The 18,019-nt window shown below is 70.2% G+C and carries 17 protein-coding genes; 12 read left to right on the forward strand and 5 right to left on the reverse strand.

What is annotated here, in order from left to right; translation table 11 throughout:
• Position 1 precedes the first annotated feature (1 nt).
• From ACZ7OU_RS10765 to ACZ7OU_RS10790, 6 genes are all read left to right on the forward strand, one after another.
• The gene (locus ACZ7OU_RS10765; protein WP_470254916.1) at positions 2 to 679 is read left to right on the forward strand and encodes a copper homeostasis protein CutC; all 678 of its coding nucleotides are present in this window, start codon (positions 2 to 4) and stop codon (positions 677 to 679) included.
• Positions 680 to 835: 156 nt separating this feature from the next.
• Positions 836 to 1,306 (forward strand): hypothetical protein, encoded by a 471-nt coding sequence (locus ACZ7OU_RS10770; protein ID WP_470254917.1) that lies wholly within the window; start codon positions 836 to 838, stop codon positions 1,304 to 1,306.
• A gap of 44 nt (positions 1,307 to 1,350) precedes the next feature.
• Positions 1,351 to 2,313, forward strand: a complete 963-nt coding sequence (locus ACZ7OU_RS10775) for a hypothetical protein (protein WP_470242156.1) — start codon at positions 1,351 to 1,353, stop codon at positions 2,311 to 2,313.
• 167 nt (positions 2,314 to 2,480) lie between these two features.
• Positions 2,481 to 4,127 carry a S53 family peptidase gene (locus ACZ7OU_RS10780; protein WP_470254918.1) on the forward strand — a complete coding sequence of 549 codons (1,647 nt, stop codon included), beginning with the start codon at positions 2,481 to 2,483 and terminating at the stop codon, positions 4,125 to 4,127.
• Between the two features lie 91 nt (positions 4,128 to 4,218).
• Complete coding sequence (gene mdlC / locus ACZ7OU_RS10785; protein ID WP_470242154.1) at positions 4,219 to 5,805, forward strand: benzoylformate decarboxylase; 1,587 nt, start codon at positions 4,219 to 4,221, stop codon at positions 5,803 to 5,805.
• 1 nt (position 5,806) lies between these two features.
• On the forward strand, positions 5,807 to 6,271 hold the full coding sequence (locus ACZ7OU_RS10790; protein ID WP_470242153.1) for a hypothetical protein: 465 nt from the start codon (positions 5,807 to 5,809) through the stop codon (positions 6,269 to 6,271).
• A 64-nt stretch (positions 6,272 to 6,335) separates the two neighbouring features.
• Here ACZ7OU_RS10790 and ACZ7OU_RS10795 read toward each other — a convergent pair whose 3' ends face one another.
• The 4 genes from ACZ7OU_RS10795 to ACZ7OU_RS10810 are packed head-to-tail and all read right to left on the reverse strand — an operon-like array spanning position 6,336 to position 9,825.
• On the reverse strand, positions 6,336 to 7,196 hold the full coding sequence (locus ACZ7OU_RS10795; protein WP_470254919.1) for an ABC transporter ATP-binding protein: 861 nt from the start codon (positions 7,194 to 7,196) through the stop codon (positions 6,336 to 6,338).
• A 19-nt stretch (positions 7,197 to 7,215) separates the two neighbouring features.
• Entirely contained in the window at positions 7,216 to 8,049 is an 834-nt protein-coding gene (locus tag ACZ7OU_RS10800) for an ABC transporter permease (protein WP_470254920.1), read from the reverse strand.
• Positions 8,046 to 8,816 (reverse strand): ABC transporter permease, encoded by a 771-nt coding sequence (locus ACZ7OU_RS10805; RefSeq protein WP_470242150.1) that lies wholly within the window; start codon positions 8,814 to 8,816, stop codon positions 8,046 to 8,048. The genes ACZ7OU_RS10800 and ACZ7OU_RS10805 overlap by 4 nt, the downstream gene beginning before the upstream one ends.
• A 1-nt stretch (position 8,817) precedes the next feature.
• On the reverse strand, positions 8,818 to 9,825 hold the full coding sequence (locus tag ACZ7OU_RS10810) for an ABC transporter substrate-binding protein (protein ID WP_470242149.1): 1,008 nt from the start codon (positions 9,823 to 9,825) through the stop codon (positions 8,818 to 8,820).
• Between the two features lie 724 nt (positions 9,826 to 10,549).
• Here ACZ7OU_RS10810 and ACZ7OU_RS10815 point away from each other — a divergent pair.
• The 6 genes from ACZ7OU_RS10815 to ACZ7OU_RS10840 all read left to right on the forward strand — a co-directional run bounded on the left by ACZ7OU_RS10815 (position 10,550) and on the right by ACZ7OU_RS10840 (position 17,346).
• Complete coding sequence (locus tag ACZ7OU_RS10815) at positions 10,550 to 13,735, forward strand: sensor histidine kinase (protein WP_470254921.1); 3,186 nt, start codon at positions 10,550 to 10,552, stop codon at positions 13,733 to 13,735.
• 20 nt (positions 13,736 to 13,755) lie between these two features.
• On the forward strand, positions 13,756 to 14,217 hold the full coding sequence (locus tag ACZ7OU_RS10820; protein WP_155544159.1) for a roadblock/LC7 domain-containing protein: 462 nt from the start codon (positions 13,756 to 13,758) through the stop codon (positions 14,215 to 14,217).
• Between the two features lie 25 nt (positions 14,218 to 14,242).
• Positions 14,243 to 15,031: a DUF742 domain-containing protein gene (locus ACZ7OU_RS10825; RefSeq protein ID WP_470254922.1), complete on the forward strand. Its 789-nt coding sequence runs from the start codon at positions 14,243 to 14,245 to the stop codon at positions 15,029 to 15,031.
• A complete protein-coding gene (locus ACZ7OU_RS10830) occupies positions 15,012 to 15,620 on the forward strand; it encodes a GTP-binding protein (protein ID WP_247017872.1) in 609 nt (202 codons plus the stop codon). The genes ACZ7OU_RS10825 and ACZ7OU_RS10830 overlap by 20 nt, the downstream gene beginning before the upstream one ends.
• Positions 15,621 to 16,011: 391 nt before the next feature.
• Entirely contained in the window at positions 16,012 to 16,431 is a 420-nt protein-coding gene (locus ACZ7OU_RS10835; protein ID WP_470242146.1) for a roadblock/LC7 domain-containing protein, read from the forward strand.
• Positions 16,432 to 16,437: 6 nt separating this feature from the next.
• Complete coding sequence (locus ACZ7OU_RS10840) at positions 16,438 to 17,346, forward strand: DUF742 domain-containing protein (protein WP_470242145.1); 909 nt, start codon at positions 16,438 to 16,440, stop codon at positions 17,344 to 17,346.
• A gap of 43 nt (positions 17,347 to 17,389) precedes the next feature.
• Here ACZ7OU_RS10840 and ACZ7OU_RS10845 read toward each other — a convergent pair whose 3' ends face one another.
• Positions 17,390 to 17,983 carry a hypothetical protein gene (locus ACZ7OU_RS10845; RefSeq protein WP_470254923.1) on the reverse strand — a complete coding sequence of 198 codons (594 nt, stop codon included), beginning with the start codon at positions 17,981 to 17,983 and terminating at the stop codon, positions 17,390 to 17,392.
• Positions 17,984 to 18,019: the final 36 nt, after the last annotated feature.

Raw genomic sequence — 18,019 nt, forward strand, 5'->3', positions numbered from 1 at the left:
CATGAGCTCGAAGACGCCCCTGCTGGAAGTGATCGCGCTGGACGCGGCGGACGCCGAAGGCGCGCAGGCGGGCGGGGCCGACCGCCTCGAACTGGTGACGGACATGGCTCAGGACGGCCTGATGCCGTCGATCGAGACGCTGCGTGACGTGCTTTCGGCGACCGACCTCCCGGTGCGGGTCATGCTGCGGGACAACGGTTCGTTCGCCATCGGCGACCTCGAGGGGCTGCGCGCCGACACCGCCCGGCTGATCGACGCGGGCGCGCGCGAGTTCGTCTTCGGGTTCCTCAACATCGACAGCGAGATCGACCTGGACGCCTGTGAGGCGCTCATCAAGGAGGTCGACGGTCTGCCGTGGACGTTCCACCGCGCCATCGACCGCACGCGGGACCCGTTGCGCGCCTACGACCAGCTGGCCGAGCTGGGCTGTGACACGGTCCTCGCGGCCGGGCACCCGAACGGGGTAGGCAGTGGGCTTTCCGTGCTGCAGCGGCTCGCGCAGCGCGACAGCGGACCGGACCTGCTCGTCGGCGGCGGCCTGCGCGCGCAGCAGGTGCACCTCTTGCGCGCGGGCGGGGTACGCGGGTTCCATGTCGGGAGTGCGGTCCGGCCCGGCGGCTGGCAGGCTCCCGTGGACGCCGAATCGGTGCGCACCTGGGTCGAACTCGTGAAATCCTGATCGACTTCCGGAATTCCTCGGAACATCGGCGGGATAAAACGATTTCCGCCGATGTTTTCGGGTGCGGGTAATCACCTCCTTTACGGTGAAATTGCATTCGGCTCGTGCAGGAGCCGAGCCGGCTCCGCGCGTGCGGCTGCACGCGCATTTCGGGATATGACCTGGTTGGTGGCTGATTTCGGGGCGATCGGCTGGCTACGGTGGTCCGGCATTTCACGATCCGGGCGATCATCAGGAATCGATCTGCAGTGCGGGAGGCGGCGCCGTGTGCGCGCGTATTCAGTTCGAGAACTCGTGGCGTGGACAGCAGGAAACCAGGACTTCGACCATGCGGTGGATTTCTGTCGCGCGGCAGCGGTTGATTCTCCGCGGCTGTCGCCCGACTGTGTCCGGACCGAGCCGGAAGGCCGGATCGTGACCGGCGCGCTACCGCGTCAACGCGCGAACGGAACCTCCGAAGACGAGTTCGTGAAACTGGGGCTCGGCGGTTCGCTCGCCCTCACGGGCCTGCTGGCCGCCGTCAAGATCGCGGAAACCGCCACGGGAGTGGTGCTGACCGCCGCCGGGGTGCTGCCCGGCGCCAGTCCTTCGAAGGAGCAGGCTCCGGCCTGGCCCGGCGGGGAATGAACGGGGGTCGCCCATCAGCGGCCCTCTACGGACGGAGGGCTGCCATGGACGGCAGTGCAGGGCGGGATGACCGGCGTGGCGCACGCGTGGGTCTCGCCGACGTGCGGCGGCTCGAGGACGTCGTCGCCGAGCTCAGGGGCCTGGACTACCGCTACGGCGGCGGTGCCTGCCGGGTGGCGGTCGAGTCGCGGCTGCCCGCGGCCGTCGCGCTGCTGGAAGGCGTGACCAAGACCGTCGTGCTGGGGAGGCTCTGCACCGCCGTCGCGGACCTGTACAACCTGGCCGGCTGGACGAACTTCGACCAGGACCGCCCCGCCGCCGCGCTGGCCGCGTTCAAGCGGGCGCTGGAGCTGGCCGTCGAAGCCGGGAACGACGACCTCCAGGCCAACATCCGGTACCGCACCGGGCGGCTGCACCTGCACTACGGCGCCGTCGACGCCGCGCTGGCGGAGTTCGCGCTGGGCCGGGAGGCGGCGTTGCTGGCGCACTCCAAGCTCGCGCAGGCGCTCCTGTCGGCCAACCAGGCGTGGGCGCACGCCAAGAAGGCCGACGTCACCGAGGCGCTGACCTACCTGCGGCGCGCCCGCCGGGAGTTCGCGGAGGCCGAGGGGCGCGACCCGTCGCCGTGGGACGCGTTCTTCGGGCCTACCGACATGGCGGCGATGGTCGGCACGGTGCACGGCGAGCTGGCGCAGATGGTCGACATCCGGCACGGCCGCGACGGCATCCCCGCGCTCACCGACGCGATCGCCGGGTACGGCGGGGGCATGACGCGCAGCCGCTCGCTCACGTTGATCTGGCTCGCCACCGTGCACGCGCTGGACGGCGACCTCGACGTCGCCGCGGCCGTCGGCGAGGAGGCGATCCGGCTGGCGGTCGCGCTGCGGTCACCGCGGACGCGGCAGCGGCTGCACTCGCTGTCGGCGGCGGCCGGCCGGTTTTCCGGCAATGCGGACGCAAGGGAGATCGTCGACCGGATCGACGATCTCGGGCATTCCGGACGATAATCGAATGTCCATGGCGAGGTAAACCACCCGGAAAATGAAAATGGGAACCGCGAAAGGGCAGACAAAAGTAGGTTCCTCGGCGCGTCGGCGGCTTCTTATGCTTCTCGGCAACCTGCGGCGACCATTCCGCGCAGGCCCGGTCCCCACCGCCGAGAGGAAATCCTCCCATGCGCTTGCGCAAGCTCGTCGCGGCCGCCGTGCCGCTGCCGGCGTTGCTCGGCCTCGCCGTGGTCGTCCCCGCCGCCGCGGCGACGGAACCCCTGGTCACCCTGGCCGACAGTGCCGCTCCACTCGTCAGCAGCGCCCGCACCGGCGACGTCGCGGGCGGGCAGCGGATCACCGCCGCCCTCTCCCTTAAACTGCACAACCAGCAGGCGCTGGAAAAGTTCCTCGCCGACGTGCAGAACCCCGCTTCTCCGCAATACCACCACTTTCTGACGCCTGAACAGTTCAATGCGCAGTACGGTCCGACCCAGGCCGACGTCGGCAAGGCCGTCTCATTCCTCGAGAAATCGGGCGTCACCGGGATCGAGGTTTCCGGAAACCGTCAGGCCATCACGTTCACCGGCTCGGCCGCGCAGCTCGAATCGGCGTTCCACACCCGGATCGGGACCTACCACGACCAGTCGTCCGGCCGGAACTTCTTCGCCAACGACGCCGCGCCGACCGTGCCGGCGGACGTCTCGAGCGTCGTCGGCAACGTCGTCGGCCTCGACAACCACGCGCTGCGGACGCACGCGCAGGCCGTCGCGAAGCCCAACGTCGTCAAGGCGGTGACCCCGCCGGTGCTCAAGACCGCCTACGGCACCAGCGGTCTCTCGGCGACCGGCAGCGGCGTGAAGGTCGGCTTCGTCGAGTTCGACGGCTACCAGAAGTCCAACATCACCAAGTACGACAGCACGTACGGCCTCTCGGCGGGCTCGGTGACCACGGTCCCGGTCAGCGGCGCGAACTACGACTCGGCGCCGGGCGACGGCCAGATCGAGGTCGAGCTCGACATCGAGGTCGTGCACGCGCTGGCGGCCGCGGCGAACGACTACGTCTACGAGGCACCGAACAGCAACGCCGGCGAGCTGGCGATGTACCAGAAGATCGCGTCGGACCACACGGTCAACGTCGTCTCGATCTCTTGGGGCGCTTGCGAATCCGCGGAAGGATCGAGCGCGGCGAAGAGCGTCAGCAACGCGATCGCGACCGGCACCGCGGAGGGCATCTCGTACTTCGCGGCGGCCGGCGACGACGGCACGACCGACTGCTACCGCCAGACGGGTTCGACGGCGAAGGCCGTGGACTTCCCGGCGTCCAGCCCGAACGTGACGGGCGTCGGCGGTACGCAGCTGACGGTGACGTCGGCGAACGCGTACAGCAGCGAGAAGGCGTGGAACGACGGCGCGTCCAACGGCTCGACGGGCGGCGGCATCTCGACGGTGTTCACGGCGCCGTCGTGGCAGTCCTCGCAGAGCACGACCTACCGCAAGGTCCCGGACGTCTCGGCCGACGCGGCGAGCGGCTCGGGCTACTACATCTACACGGCCGGTTCGTGGGAGACGGTGTGGGGCACGTCGGGTGCGGCCCCGCTGTGGGCGGCGTTCGCGACGCTGCAGAACCAGGTCCACGGCGGCGGCCTGGGCAACCTGAACCCGAAGTTCTACTCGATCGGCAACGGGTCCTCGTACGGCACGGGCTTCCACGACGTGACGACGGGCAACAACACCCTGCACGGGACGACCGGTTTCACCGCCGGGACCGGGTACGACCAGGTGACGGGCTGGGGCTCCTTCAAGGGGAGCGGCTTGTCCGGCCTGATCGGCTGAGTTCTCCCGGGGCCGCCGGTGCCGTGCTCGTCACGGTTCCGGCGGCCCTTTGGGGGCTTTCCTTCGCAAGACTAAGCATTAGGCTGAGCGGATGAACAAGCGCACGGTCCTGGACGCCAGCCGCGACCTCCTCCGCGAACTCGGCCTCACCACGGTGTTCGGCAACCCCGGCACCACCGAGGTCCCCTTCCTCACCGACTGGCCGGACGACTTCTACTACATCCTCGGCCTGCAGGAGTCCTCCGTCGTGGCGATGGCCGACGCCTACGCCCAGGCGACGCGTCAGGCCGTGCTGGTCAACCTGCACTCCGCGGGCGGGGTCGGGCACGGGCTCGGCAGCCTCTTCACCGCCTACCGCAACCGGACGCCGCTGATCATCCTCGCCGGGCAGCAGAACCGCGCGCTCCTGCCGCACGATCCCTTCCTGGGGGCGATGGACGCGCCGGAGTTCCCCAAGCCGTACGTGAAGTGGTCCATCGAACCGGCCACCGCCGAAGACGTCCCGGCCGCGCTGTCGCGGGCTTATCACGTCGCGACGCAGGCGCCGTCCGGGCCGGTGTTCGTGTCCGTCCCGGCCGACGACTGGACCGTCACCACCGAGCGTCCCCACATCTCCCGGCCCCGCATCCGCGGCTACGCAGCGGATCCCGAAGCGATCGACGAGCTCGCCGCCGCGCTCGAGGCCGCCGAACGGCCGGCGATCGTCGTCGGGGGAGCCGTCGACCAGGACGGTGCCGTCGTGGAGACCGTCGCGCTGGCCGAGCGCCTCAACGCCGGCGTGTACGCCGCGCCGATGTCGTTCCGCTGCTCGTTCCCGGAGAACCACCGGCTGTTCCAGGGTTTCCTCGACCCCGAACGCGGCGCCGTCTCCGACAAGCTGGCCGCCCACGACCTCGTCGTCGTGCTCGGCGCCCCGGCCTTCACCTACCACGTCGACCGCGGCCGCGACGCGGCTCCGTTGCCGCCGCTGTTCATCGTCAGCGACGACGAGCAGATCCTCGCGCGCGCGTTCGAGGGCACCGGCATCCGGGCGACGCCGAAGCTCGGCATCCGCGCCCTGCTCAACGCGGTCAGCAAGAGCACGCGGCCCGCACCGGCGCCGATCGAGCGGCCCGCGAAGCCCAGCGGCGAGAAGCTGACCGCCGAGTACGTCTACTCGACGCTGTCGGACCTGTTGCCGGACAAAGCGATCGTCGTCGAGGAGGCACCGAGCCACCGCGGGATCCTGCACGACCACCTGCCGATCACCTCGACCGACACGGGGTTCCTGACGATCGCGAGCGGCACCCTCGGCTACGGCGTCCCGGGCACGGTCGGCGCGGCGCTCGCCTGCCCGGACCGCAAGGTCGTCGGCGTGGTCGGCGACGGGTCCAGTATGTACGGCATCCAGGCACTGTGGACGGCCGCGCGCCAGGAGCTCCCGCTGACGATCGTGATCATGGACAACAGCGAGTACGCGGCGGTCCGCATTCTCGGCGAGACGATCGGCGGCGAGAAGCTCCCGGGCACGGAGCTGGGCGGCATCGACTTCGCGGCGCTGGCGTCGAGCATGGGCTGCCAGAGCGTGACGATCACCGAGGCGGCCGGCCTGGTCCCGGGCCTGACGGCCGCCCTGGACGACAAGCGCCCGACGTTGGTGCACATCCGGGTGACCCCGTCGGACCGGACGCTCTACTGACTTGTCGACAACCGAAGAGCTGAGAGAGGCGGTGACCCGGCTGATCGGCTGCCGGGTCACCGAGTTCTCCCGGACAGTGAACATCGCCATCGTGGGCTTCCGAGGCGAGGACGTCGAAAAGCGCCTCCACGCGCAGTGCCCGTTCCGCGTGACGTACCGCGAGCAGATCCTGTTCGGCTCGGTCGACATGAGCTACCGGGACACCGGGGACGCGGAGACGGCGTTCGACGAGTACCGGACGAAGTACGACCGCCAGGCCCGCCAGCTGACCGGGATGGTCACGGAGCACGAGTGCTTCGTCGAGTCGGCGGCACTGGGACGAGCGGGGATGCTGTCGCTCGAGCTCAGCGGCCCCATCGTGATCGAGGTCTTCCCGGCGTGCGCGGGCCGCGACGTCGAGCAGTGGCGCCTGTTCGACTGGCACACCGACCGGCACGTCGTCTTTCCCGACTCAGCGGACCGCTAGCCGAAGGGCCCTTCCTCCCGTCACCCGGGAGGAAGGGCCCTTCGATTCGTCCACAGTGGACCGGTCAGCTCCCGGTCTTCGACCGCGTCCCGGTCTTGGCCCGCTCGGCCAGCTCCCACTCGGCGGCGTCCGAGGCGGCCACGACCGCGTCCGCCGGAGTGCCGCCCTGCAGGAGCCGCGCCACCTCTCCGCGCAGCGTCACGAACTCCGCCGACTCGCGCGTCGTGATCTGGTTGCGCTCGGACGGCAGTCCGACGCGGAGGTCCGCCACGATCGATGCCGGCGACTTCGACAGCACCAGCACCCGGTCGGACAGGTAGACGCTCTCGTCGATGTCGTGCGTGACGACCAGGATCGTGCTGCCCTGCTCGCGCTGCACCCGCCGGGTCAGGTCTTCGAGCTCGAACCGGGTCTGCGCGTCGACCGACGCGAACGGCTCGTCCATCAGCAGCAGCGACGGACGGCTGGCCAGCGCGCGGGCGATCGACACCCGCTGCTGCATGCCGCCCGAGAGCTGCCACGGGAACTTCCCGCCCACCGCGGACAGCCCGACCTGCTCCAGCGCCTCGGCCGCGCGTGAACGCCGTTCCGCGCGGGAGATCTTCCGCCAGCGCAACGGGAACTCGACGTTCTTCTGCACCGAAAGCCACGGGAACAGCGACCGGCTGTAGTCCTGGAACACGACGGCGAGGTCGTCCGGCACGCCGGAGACGCGGTCGCCGTGCAGGCTCACCGTGCCGTCGGTCGGCGGGGTCAGCCCGGCGACGCAGCGCAGCAGCGTCGACTTCCCGCAGCCCGACGGGCCGACGATGCTGGCCAGCTGCCCGGCCTCGACGGTGAACGACAGGTCGTTCACCGCGGTGTGCGCCTTGGGGCCGCTGCCGTAACGGTGGCTGAGGCCGGACACTTCGAGCATGGTTGACATGGGAGAGGCCTTTCCAGCGTCAGTCGCGGCCGAGGCGGGTCGGCTGCCAGGCCAGCACCCGTCGTTCCGCGGCCAGGAAGATCGTGTTGAAGACGTAGCCGAGGATGCCGAGCAGCACCAGCCACGACCACATGGTCGGGAAGTCGAAGTCCTGCTGGGCGTTCATCAGCGAGCGCCCGATGCCGTTGTACGCGCCGACCAGCTCGGAGACGACCATCAGCAGCAGCGAGATCGACAGGCTCACCCGCAGCCCGGCGAAGATCTTCGGCGCCGCCGCGGGCAGCACCACCATCGTGATCCAGTACCGCTTGGGCGTGCGGAAGGAACGCGACGTCTCGACCTTCACCTGGTCGACCGAGCGGACCCCGTCGACCGCGTTGAGCAGCACCGGCCACACCGCGCCGAAGATGATCGAGCCGATCTGCATCCCCGAGCTCAGCCCGAACAGCACCGCGAACACCGGGATCAGCGCGGGCGGCGGGATCGAGCGGAAGAACGCGAACAGCGGGCCGACGTAGTCCATGCCCCGCGCGGACCGGCCGACCAGCACGCCGAGCGTGATGCCGACGATCGCGGCCAGCGCCCAGCCGCCGAGCATCCGGCCGAGGCTGGGGAACACGTTGTCGAACACCGCGTCGGTGAGGAACAGGTGTGACGCGGGCCCGGTGAACCACAGTTTCGCGGCCGCGACCGCGATCTCCGTCGGTGGCGGGAAGAACTTGCTGCCGCCCGCGCGGGCGGCGAACTCCCAGACGACCACGAGGACCGCGAAGAGCAGCCAGTTGCGGGCGACGGTGGCGGCGCCGCGTGCGGCCCGCCTGCCCACCCGGCCGGAAAGAGTCGCCGTGCTCACGCGATCGCCTCCCGGTCGATGCTGCTCCAGCGGAACAGCCGCTTGCCCAGCTGTTCGAGGCCTTCGTTGATCAGGTAGCCCAGCACCCCGGCCACCACGGTACCGGCCAGCACCAGGTCGAACCGGGTCGAACCGGTGCTGGCGACGAGGATGAAGTTGCCGAGCCCGAGTTCGGAGCCGGCCAGGAACTCCACGCTGACGACCGCGATGAGCGCGATCGTCGCCGACAGCCGGAGGCCGGTGAAGATGAACGGCGCGGTCTGCGGCAGCGCGACCGACGACAGGATGCGGAACCGGCTGGTCCCGCACGCCCGCGCGGTCTCCATCAGCACCGGGTCGATCTCGCCCATGCCGTAGATCGTGTTGAACATGATCGGCCACAGCGAGGCGTACACCGCGAGGGAGATCTTCGCGTCGGGGCCGGAGCCGATCACCAGCAGCACCAGCGGCACCAGCGCGGTGACCGGGATCGGGCGGAGGAACTCGACGATCGCGGCGGTGGCGGTGCGCAGCACCGGGACACTGCCCAGCAGCAGCCCGGCCGGCACACCGACGGCGATCGCGATGAGGACGGCGATCAGCCAGGCGAGCATCGTCGCGACGACGTCGCGGATGAAGTCGGGGTCACCGAGCAGCTCCCCGACGCTGACCAGGACGACGCTCGGCGGCGGGATGAACGTCTTGCTGACCAGGCCGACCTGGACCACGAGCTCCCAGAGCAGGAGGAAACAGACCAGGCCGGTCAGCCCACGAAGCAGTTTCTTCACGTCAGTTGGTCGCCTGCGGAGCGATCATCGCCGCGGCGTCGACCTTGCTGGTGATGACGCCCATCTGCAGCAGCAGGTCGGGCACCCGCTGCAGGCGCCGGGCGTCCAAAGTGGACCCGTAGCCCGGCAGGGTCAGCAGCTTGGCCGTGTCCTGGTCGATCTTCGCGTACTTGATCAGCAGCGGCTCGACCTTCGCGCGGTCGTTGATCGCCTCGACGGTCGCCTTCTTCATGGCGCGCTGGAAAGCCGCGAGGGTCTTCGGGTTCGACTGCACCCACTTCGTCGTCGCGCCGTAGCCGGTCAGCGGGAAGTCCTGGGTGGCGCCGGTGTTGATGTCGATGACCGGCGTCGCGCCGGCGATCTTCGCCGCCTGCGAGAGCTGCGGTTCCGGCATGTAGGCCGCGTCGACCTGGCCCTGCTGCAGCGCCGCCGCCATGTTCGGGAGCGGGATCGGCACCCAGTTGACGCCGTTGTAGTCGACGCCGTGGTCCTTCATCACCGACTTGGTGAGGATGTCGGACGCGGTGTTCTTGGCGGTGATCGCGATGCGCTTGCCCGCCAGGTCGTTCACGGTCTTCACCGGGGAGTTCGGCACGGTGACGATCGCGTTGCTCTTGGCGTTCACCGAAGTGCCGTCGGCGACCAGCTGCACGTCCGCGGCGCCGGTGCTCTTGGCGACGAAGAACGGCGTGTAGGTCGAAAGGGCGATGTCCGCTTCACCGGAGATCGCCTTCGTCATCGACGCCTGCCCGCTCGGTGCGATGACCTGCTCGACCTCGAGCCCTTCGGCCTTGAAGTAGCCACTGTCCTGGGCCAGCCAGAACGGCGCCAGGTCGGTGGTCGGCAGGATCGAGACCTTGATCTTCGTCTTTTCCAAGCCGCCCCCGGCCGACGTCGCGTTCGAGTCGTCCGAGCCGAGCGCGCTGCAGCCCGTGAGGGCAGTCGCGGCCGCGACGGTGAGGGCGAGCCCGAGCGCGGCGCGGCGAGTGCGAACCCGGCCACTGCTCATGGCGTTTCCAAGCAAGGCCTGCTCCTAGCGTGAACATCGACGTTTGGTGGACCGGATCCCGGGTAAGTGTGTAACTCACTTTCGGGGGTACGCGGGTCACTGTAGAGAAGGTGACAGCTCGCTCACAACGGGTGGGATCAATCCCCACCGGAGTGGTGCAAGTCACTCTTTCGGCCTCTGGTCTAGACCCGCTGCTCCACTCGCCGTAGCTGTTCACCCAGCGTAGGGCCCAGTTCCAGATTAAGAGATCACCAGCTGTGCGCCGACTGAGCGAACGCTGTGCAACATCGTGCACGAAGCGTCGGGAGGGTTACATCTTCTCCGGGCGTTCGCTACCCTCTGCACCTGCGGGGAGGTATCAACCTCCGATGTAGTGAGAGAGAGTGCCTGGATGGCCGATCAAGTCGATCCCCGGTTTACCAGGGCACGCTGTGCTTTTCCTGAGAGAATCTCCCCCGCGGAGACCACTGCTTCGCCGGGCTCAGCCGCCGTACAAGCAGGCTAGGCCGGACCAACAGACCAATGCAGGACCAGCGCAGGGACCGGACCGTGATGCTCGAGCTGAACCGATTCCGCCCGACCGGGCGGGGTTCAGGGACCCCCAGGGCCGACACTGAAGACGATCTTTTCACCCGTACGGGTAGCGTCTCGCGCTGGGCTCCTGCCGATCGGCCGATGAGCCGGAAGGCCGGGAGCGTGCTGACGAGTGGCTGAGGAGAACACGATGCGCCCTGGCGGGCGCTGGGCCGACCAGGGTTTCACGAGCACGAACGATGATGGTGGTGCGGCGGTGCCGAACGAAGACGCCGCGGGGGTAGGAGGGACCCCCGCGCAGTCGCCCGGAGATGCTCCGGGCCGGAAGGCCGGGCTGTTCTCCGGCATGCGTGACTGGAGGGTGCGGTCCAAGCTGGCCGCGATCCTCCTGATCCCGACTCTGACCGCGCTCGTGCTCGGCACGTTGCGCGTGGTCGACGACGCTCAACAGGCTGCCGAGTTCCAGCAGACCGCCGACCAGGTCGCGTTCGCGGTCAAGGTCACCACGGTCGTGCACGAGCTGCAGAACGAGCGGTCGCTGGCGGTGGCGCGGATCTCGTCCGCGAACCCGTTGCTGCAGACCGGGCTCGACTCGCAGATCGCCAAGGTCGACCGCGAGGTCACCAACCTGCGCAACGCGGCGTCGACCCTCAGCTACGACGACGACGCGACCAAGGACCGCTACGCACGCGGTATCCAGCGCCTCGACGCCCTGCGTCCGCTGCGAGCGGCGTTCAACACCGCGAACGGCCTGCCCGACATCACGGTGATGACCGCCTACTCCGGCATCCTCGACGCGCTGATCGAGCTCGGCCGCGAGGTGACCACCTCGGTCACCGACCGCGACGTGCTGCGGCTCGGCACGAGCACGCAGGCGATCAGCGAGGCCAAGGAGTTCACCACCCGCTCCGACGCCGAGCTGCAGATCGCCGCGTTCCGCGGGAGCTTCCCCGGTGACCTCCTGGACCAGACGCGTGCGTCGGCCTCCAGTGCGGACGCCTCGGTCTCGGCCTTCCTCGCGAACGCCGACGACGACCAGCGCCAGCTCTACAACGACACCTACTCCGGCCCGGAGGTCGACGACCGCCGCCGGATCCAGACCGCGGCGTTCTCCTTCGCCCAGCTGGGTGCGGCGCCGAGCATCGACACGACGGCGCTCGGCAAGGACAGCACCGTGTCGGCGGACAAGCTGCACGCGGTCGAGTCGAACCTGCTGGCCCAGCTCAAGACCCGCGCCGACGACCTCGCCACGGCGGCGGTCAACTCGGCCTGGGTCGGCGGTGCCGTGGTGCTCGCCGCGCTGGCCGCCGCGATCGCGCTGATGCTCCTCGTCGCCCGCCTGATGCTGCGCCCGCTGCGGGTGCTGCGGAAGAGCGCGCTGGACGTCGCGTACACCCGGCTGCCCGAGACCGTGCAGGCGATCCTCGACGACCCGGACCCGGTCGGCGCCTCGAAGCGGGCCGTCCAGCCGGTGCCCGTCACCTCTCGCGACGAGATCGGCGAGGTCGCGCGGTCGTTCGACATCGTTCACGAGCAGGCGGTCAAGATGGCCGCCGAGCAGGCGCTCCTGCGCGAGAACGTCAACGGCATCTTCGTGAACCTCTCCCGGCGGTCGCAGCGGCTGGTGGAACGCCAGCTCGGCGTCATCGACCGCCTCGAGGCCGACGAGCAGGACCCGGACCACTTGGCGAGCCTGTTCGAGCTCGACCACCTGGCCACCCGGCTGCGGCGCAACGGTGAGTCCCTGCTGGTGCTCTCCGGCGCCGGCCTGGCCAAGTCCGTGCCCAAGCCGGTGCCCGCCGCCGACGTCATCGGCGCCGCGGTGTCCGAGATCGAGCAGTACGCCCGGATCGAGGTCGGCATCGTGCCCGACGTCGCGGTCCAGGGCCTGGCGATCCACGACCTCGTGCACGTCCTCGCGGAGCTGCTCGACAACGCGACCTACTTCTCCGAGCCGGAGACGAAGGTCATCGTGCGTGCCGTGGTGACCCGCCGGAAGGCGCTGGCCATCCAGGTCACCGACCACGGTGTCGGCATGAGCGACGAGCGGCTGGCCGAGGTCAACGGCCGGCTCGCCGAGCCGCCGGACCTGGACGTGTCGGTGACCCGCCGAATGGGTCTGTACGTGGTCTCGCGGCTGGCCAAGCGGCACGGCATCGAGGTCCGGCTGCGCGAGAACGAGGACATCGAGGGTGGCGTGATCGCCCGCGTCGTCGTCCCGGCCGAGCTGCTCACGCACCTCCGCCCGGGCATGGCGCGGCAGACCCCGCTGCCGCCGAACCGGTCCGAGACGTCGATGTCGATGCCGAGCATCCCGATCCCGGCCGCGCGGTCGGACTTCGACCAGACGTCGGCGCACACGCCGATCCCGCCGTCGGCTCCGCCGCCCCCGCCTCCGCCGGTGCACGAACCGGTGGCGAACCAGGGCGGCCTGGTCCCACTCGACCAGCCGATCAGCCTGGACGACCTGGTCAGCGGCGGTCGCGCGGCGGGCCCGTTCCTGTCGCCCGAGCTGCCGAAGCCCGAGACGCCGGCCTGGCCGACGGCCGAGGACCTGGCCCCGCTGACGCCGTCGACGAACGGCGAAGGTGCCAGCTCGAGGGCGCACGACACGCAGTTCGCGCCGCTGGTGCTGCCGAAGCGCGAGCCGAAGTACGTCCCACCGGAGGAGTCGTCGCCACAGCCCCCGCCACGCGCGGAGGAGGTCGGTTCGTCGGCTCTCGAGGACGATGTACCCACCCGGCGGCTGCCCATTTACCAGTCGGTGCTGTCACGCTGGTTCAGTGAGGGCGACGACTCCACCGGCGACCCGGTTGCGCCGCAGAGCGAGGGTGAAGACCCGAACCTGCCGCCGCTCACCGGCACCGCCGAACCGGTCGCGGAGCGGACGGTCATCGCCGAACCGGTCACCCGGCGTCACGAGCGCGAACCGGCGGAAGCCCGGCACCCGGAACCGGCGGACGAGCTGCTGCCGACCGCGGCGACCCGGCACCCGCTCCTCCCACCCGACGACGGCTGGCACAGTGCCTCCGACGACGGCTGGAGCAAGGCGCAGTCGCTGCTCGAGGCCAAGAACGAGGAGATCACCACGGCCGGGCTGCCCAAACGCGTCCCGAACGCCTACCTGGTGCCGGGGTCGATCAACAGTCCTTCGGCCGACGCGCCGGCGCAGAACAACTTCGCGGACAACACCGCGGGCATGCCCGGAACGGGTGCGATCACCCGCTCGGCGTCCGCGGCGCGGAGCAGGATGGCAAGCTTCCAGCGGGGCTACACCTCGGGACGGCACGCTTTGAAGGAGCTCCCGGCCGAAGATCAGCTGGAAAGCAGCAGGGTTCCGGGGCGTGGCAACACCACAGACAGCAGTGAGGAGTGAAAGTGACACGGGCGGGTGCAATGCAGCCGGGTGGCTCCGCGCAGCCGAACGGCCAAGCGCATGCCAAGACGAACAATGCCGGCAGCTTCGCTTGGTTGATCACGGATTTCGTGCACCGGGTGCCCGGCGCGGCCCACGCGGTCGTGGTGTCGGCCGACGGCCTGCTCCTGGCGGCTTCGCGAGGCTTGCCGAAGGACCGGGCGGACCAGCTGGCCGCGGTGGCGTCGGGGCTCACGAGCCTCGCGCGTGGCGCGGCCAAGGTGTTCGAAGGTGGCACGGTCGCGCAGACCGTGGTCGAGATGGCCAACGGCTTCCTCTTCCTCATGCAGGTTTCCGACGGTTCGTGCCTGGCGGTGCTCGGTTCGCCGGAGAGCGACATCGGCTTGGTCGTCTACGAGATGACCCTGCTGGTGGAACGGGTCGGTCAGCAGCTGACTCCGGAGATGCGGGCCCAGCTGCAGGGCTCGGCAGTCCGCCGCTGAGGACCCGGGAACCGAGGAGAGAGCCGTGGATGACGGGCGCTTGAGGGGCGATGGCCGGCTCGGTGACGACTTCTCCGGCGGGTGGTCCGAGCAATCGGACGACGGCCGGGAGGACTGGCAGTCGTTCCGGGAACGGGTCGACCGCGAATGGCGGTCACGCCGGGTGCAGGCGTCCGACAACGACCCCGTGCGAGAACCCCCGAACTGGCTGACCGACAGCAACGCCGGTCAGGAACCGATCCGGCCGATCCAGCCCGGCAGCGGCGAATACCGCGACCGGCTGCTGGGCGGTCCGGGAGCGGAGCTGTTCGGCGGGTCGAGCGGGCCTTTGTACGACGCGCACGACTTCGCCGCGTACAGCAACGGACGCGACCGCGACTACTCGCAGGGGCCGGACTCCGGCGAGTTCGCGGCGGCGCTGCCGCGGCAGGCCAACCAGGAGTACGTCGACGAGCCGGCGGCGACCGAGATGGAGACGTCGGGCCTGGTCCGGCCGTACTTCCGGACCCGGGGCCGCACGAAGGCGACGCTCGACCTGGCGATCGAGGCGCTGATCTCGACCAGCGACCAGGGCCGGATGCTCGACCGGGTCCGGGTGCCCGAGCACCGGTCGATCTGCGACCTGTGCCTCGACACGAGGTCGGTGGCCGAAGTGGCCGCGCTGCTGCGGCTGCCGCTCGGCGTGGTGCGGGTGTTGATTGGTGACGTGGCGGGCCTCGGGCTGGTGCTGGTGCACTCCAGCAGCCCGACCGTGGGCGACCGCCCGAGTATCGAGTTCATGGAAAGGGTGCTCAGTGGGCTTCGGAGAATTTGACTCCGACGCGAACGCGCCGCAGGTGACGGGTCCGACCTCGTCGGCCAAGATCGTGGTCGCCGGCGGGTTCGGTTCGGGGAAGACAACAATGGTCGGGGCGATCTCCGAGATCGACCCGCTGACCACCGAGGCCATGATGACCGAGGCCAGCGTCGGACACGACGACACCTCGGCGACGCCCAACAAGACCACCACCACCGTGGCGATGGACTTCGGGCGCATCTCGCTGGACTCGGACCTGGTGCTGTACGTCTTCGGCACCCCTGGTCAGCATCGGTTCTGGTTCATGTGGGACGACCTCGCGGTCGGTGCCATCGGGGCGGTCGTGCTGGTGGACACGCGGCGGCTCGCCGACGCGTTCCCGTCGATCGACTTCTTCGAGAACCGGAAGCTGCCCTACGTCGTGGCCATCAACTGCTTCGACCGGCTTCTGCACCACCAGATCGAGGACGTGCGGCACGCGCTCACCATCGCGCCGTCGGTCCCGATCATGGCGTGCGACGCGCGTGAGCGCGACTCCGCCAAGCAGGTGCTGATCTCCGTCGTCCAGCACGCGATCGCGCACGATTCGGCTTTGCGCGCGGGCTGAGGGTATGGCTCCTCGAACCGGATGCGGCCGTTGGAGTGAACTCCACGCGCTTCACCCACTTCGGGGAGCCTTGCCGCCGTCCGGAGGACGGAACGGTCGCCGCGATTGGGTAACGTCGAAGATGACGTCGCCCGCCCGGGCCGCCGTCCACCGGGCTGACCTGCGCGGACACCCCGCCACCGCGGGCCGCGGAGTGAGCTCCGCCCGCACCGTCCGGACCGGGTCGGTGCGGAGCGCGGTCGCGCGCACACGTAGGGTGCGCGGCGACCGGCCGGTGGTCGACTCGACACCACCGGCGGGGCGAATACGCTGGACCGTGGTGTCGCCGACCGGCCGTGCCGGCCACTCCGGGGTGCGGCGTGCGGCGCCGCACGAGCGAGGAGGGGCAGTAGTGACGGCTTCCGGCCAGCAGGGCACATTCGGCTGGATCATCACGGACTTCGTACGCCGGGTGCCCGGCGCCGCGCACGCTGTTCTGGTGTCCGCCGACGGGCTGCTCCTGGCGCCGTCCGAAGGGCTGCCCCAGGAGCGCGCCGAGCAGCTGTCCGCCGTCGCGTCCGGGCTGATCAGCCTGACGCACGGGGCCGCACGCTGCTTCGAAGCGGGCGGCGTCAACCAGACCGTGGTGGAGATGGAGCGCGGCTACCTGTTCCTGATGTCCGTTTCGGACGGTTCGTCGCTGGCGGTGCTGGCCGCGCCGACGTGCGACATCGGCACGGTCGCGTACGAGATGACCCTGCTCGTCGAGCGGGTCGGCCAGCAGATCACCCCTGAGCTGCGCGCGCAGCTCCAGGGCGGCGTGCGTGGGTAGGGCGAGATGAGGATTTCGGGATTCGACGATCCGGACTCCAGCGGCTGGGACGCACTGCACCGCGGTACCGAGCGCGAGGGTTTCGATTCGCCCAGCAAGTTCGACATGTCGACGCTGTCGACGATCATGCCCAAGCGCAAGCCGGCGCGGCCGCAGCCGGATCCGCAGGGCTACACCGACGAAGACACCCGCGAGTGGGGTTCGTCGTCGGCCGACTTCGACGAGGGCTACGAAGACGGTTACGACCCCGCCGAGCCGGAGTGGCAGGACGAGGAGACCTACGAGCCGGAGCCCCCGCCGCTCGAGCCGGCGTGGACGCCCCCGCGCGGCGCGCGTCCGCCGGCTCCGCCTCGCCAGCAGGCCCCGCCCCGTCCGCCGGCACCTCCGGCGCCCCGGCACCCGGCGCCGCGGCCGCCGGTGTCCAGACCTCAGGCGGCGCCCCCGCCTTCGTGGGCCCCGCCGATCGACCCGCGGACCGGCTGGACGCCCCCGCCGGACCCGGAAACCCGCTGGATCCCCCAGCCGGAGCCGTGGCAGGAACCGGCCCGCGTCCTGAGCCCGCCGCCGGTCGCCCCGGTGCGCTCCCGGGTGCGCCCGTACACGCGCACCGGCGGTCGCACGCGCTCCGACCACAACCTGGCGCTCGAGGCACTGGTCTCGACGTCCGACGACGGGCGCCGGTACCGCGGCGTCCGGTCGGTCGAGCACCGCCGGATCTGCGACCTGTGCCTGGACACGCGCTCGGTGGCCGAGATCGCGGCCCACCTGCGGCTGCCGCTGGGCGTGGTGAAGGTGCTGGTCGGCGACATGGCCGACATCGGGCTGGTGCTGATCCACCAGACCGAGCTGATCCTCGGGGACCGTTCGTCCCGCGAGTTCATGGAGCGAGTCCTGGCCGGCTTGCGGGCCCTCTAGACCCGAGCGCCGGGGCCGAGGTGGTCCCCGGCCCCGCGCGTCGTCAGGCCTGGGGCCAGGTGAGATCCAGCGCCAGGGTGTTGCCGGGGCCGGGCACGGCCGCGTTGACGAAAGCCGTCGCCGACCCGCAGTTCGCGAAGTCGCCGATGGTGTACGTCGAGGTCAGGTGGCCGCCCTTGTCGAGCTGCCAGTCGGTCGACGTCAGCTCGGTGGTGACCGGCTCGGCGGTCCCGCAGGCCGCGCCGACGTCGTGGGGCGAGCCGTTGACGGTCACGTCCGAGACCTTCACCGGCCACTTCGCGGTGGCGGTGAACCCGCCGAAGGCCTGCCCGGTGACGGCGCCGGGGCCCAGGGTGAGCTTGCCGCTGACGGTTCCCACGCCCGGCACGGCCCGGGTGATCGTCACCGGCGGCAGCGTGACCGTGCCGTAGAACGTGTACGGGCCTATGTCCGTGTACAGCTCGGCGATCCCCGGCCCGAGCGTGACGTTCGCGGCCGGCTTGGCCACGTGGGTGGTGCCGTTGACGTCGTACTTGGTGTAGACGGGCGGTCCGATCGCCTCAGCCGCCCCGGCGAACCCGACCCCGCCGACGATCGTCGCCGCGGCCAGCGCGGTGACGCGCGTTCCCCACTTCATGGTCCCTCCCTGGTTCCCGAAGATCCGGAGAACCAG

This window comes from Amycolatopsis sp. NPDC114505 (assembly GCF_055633615.1).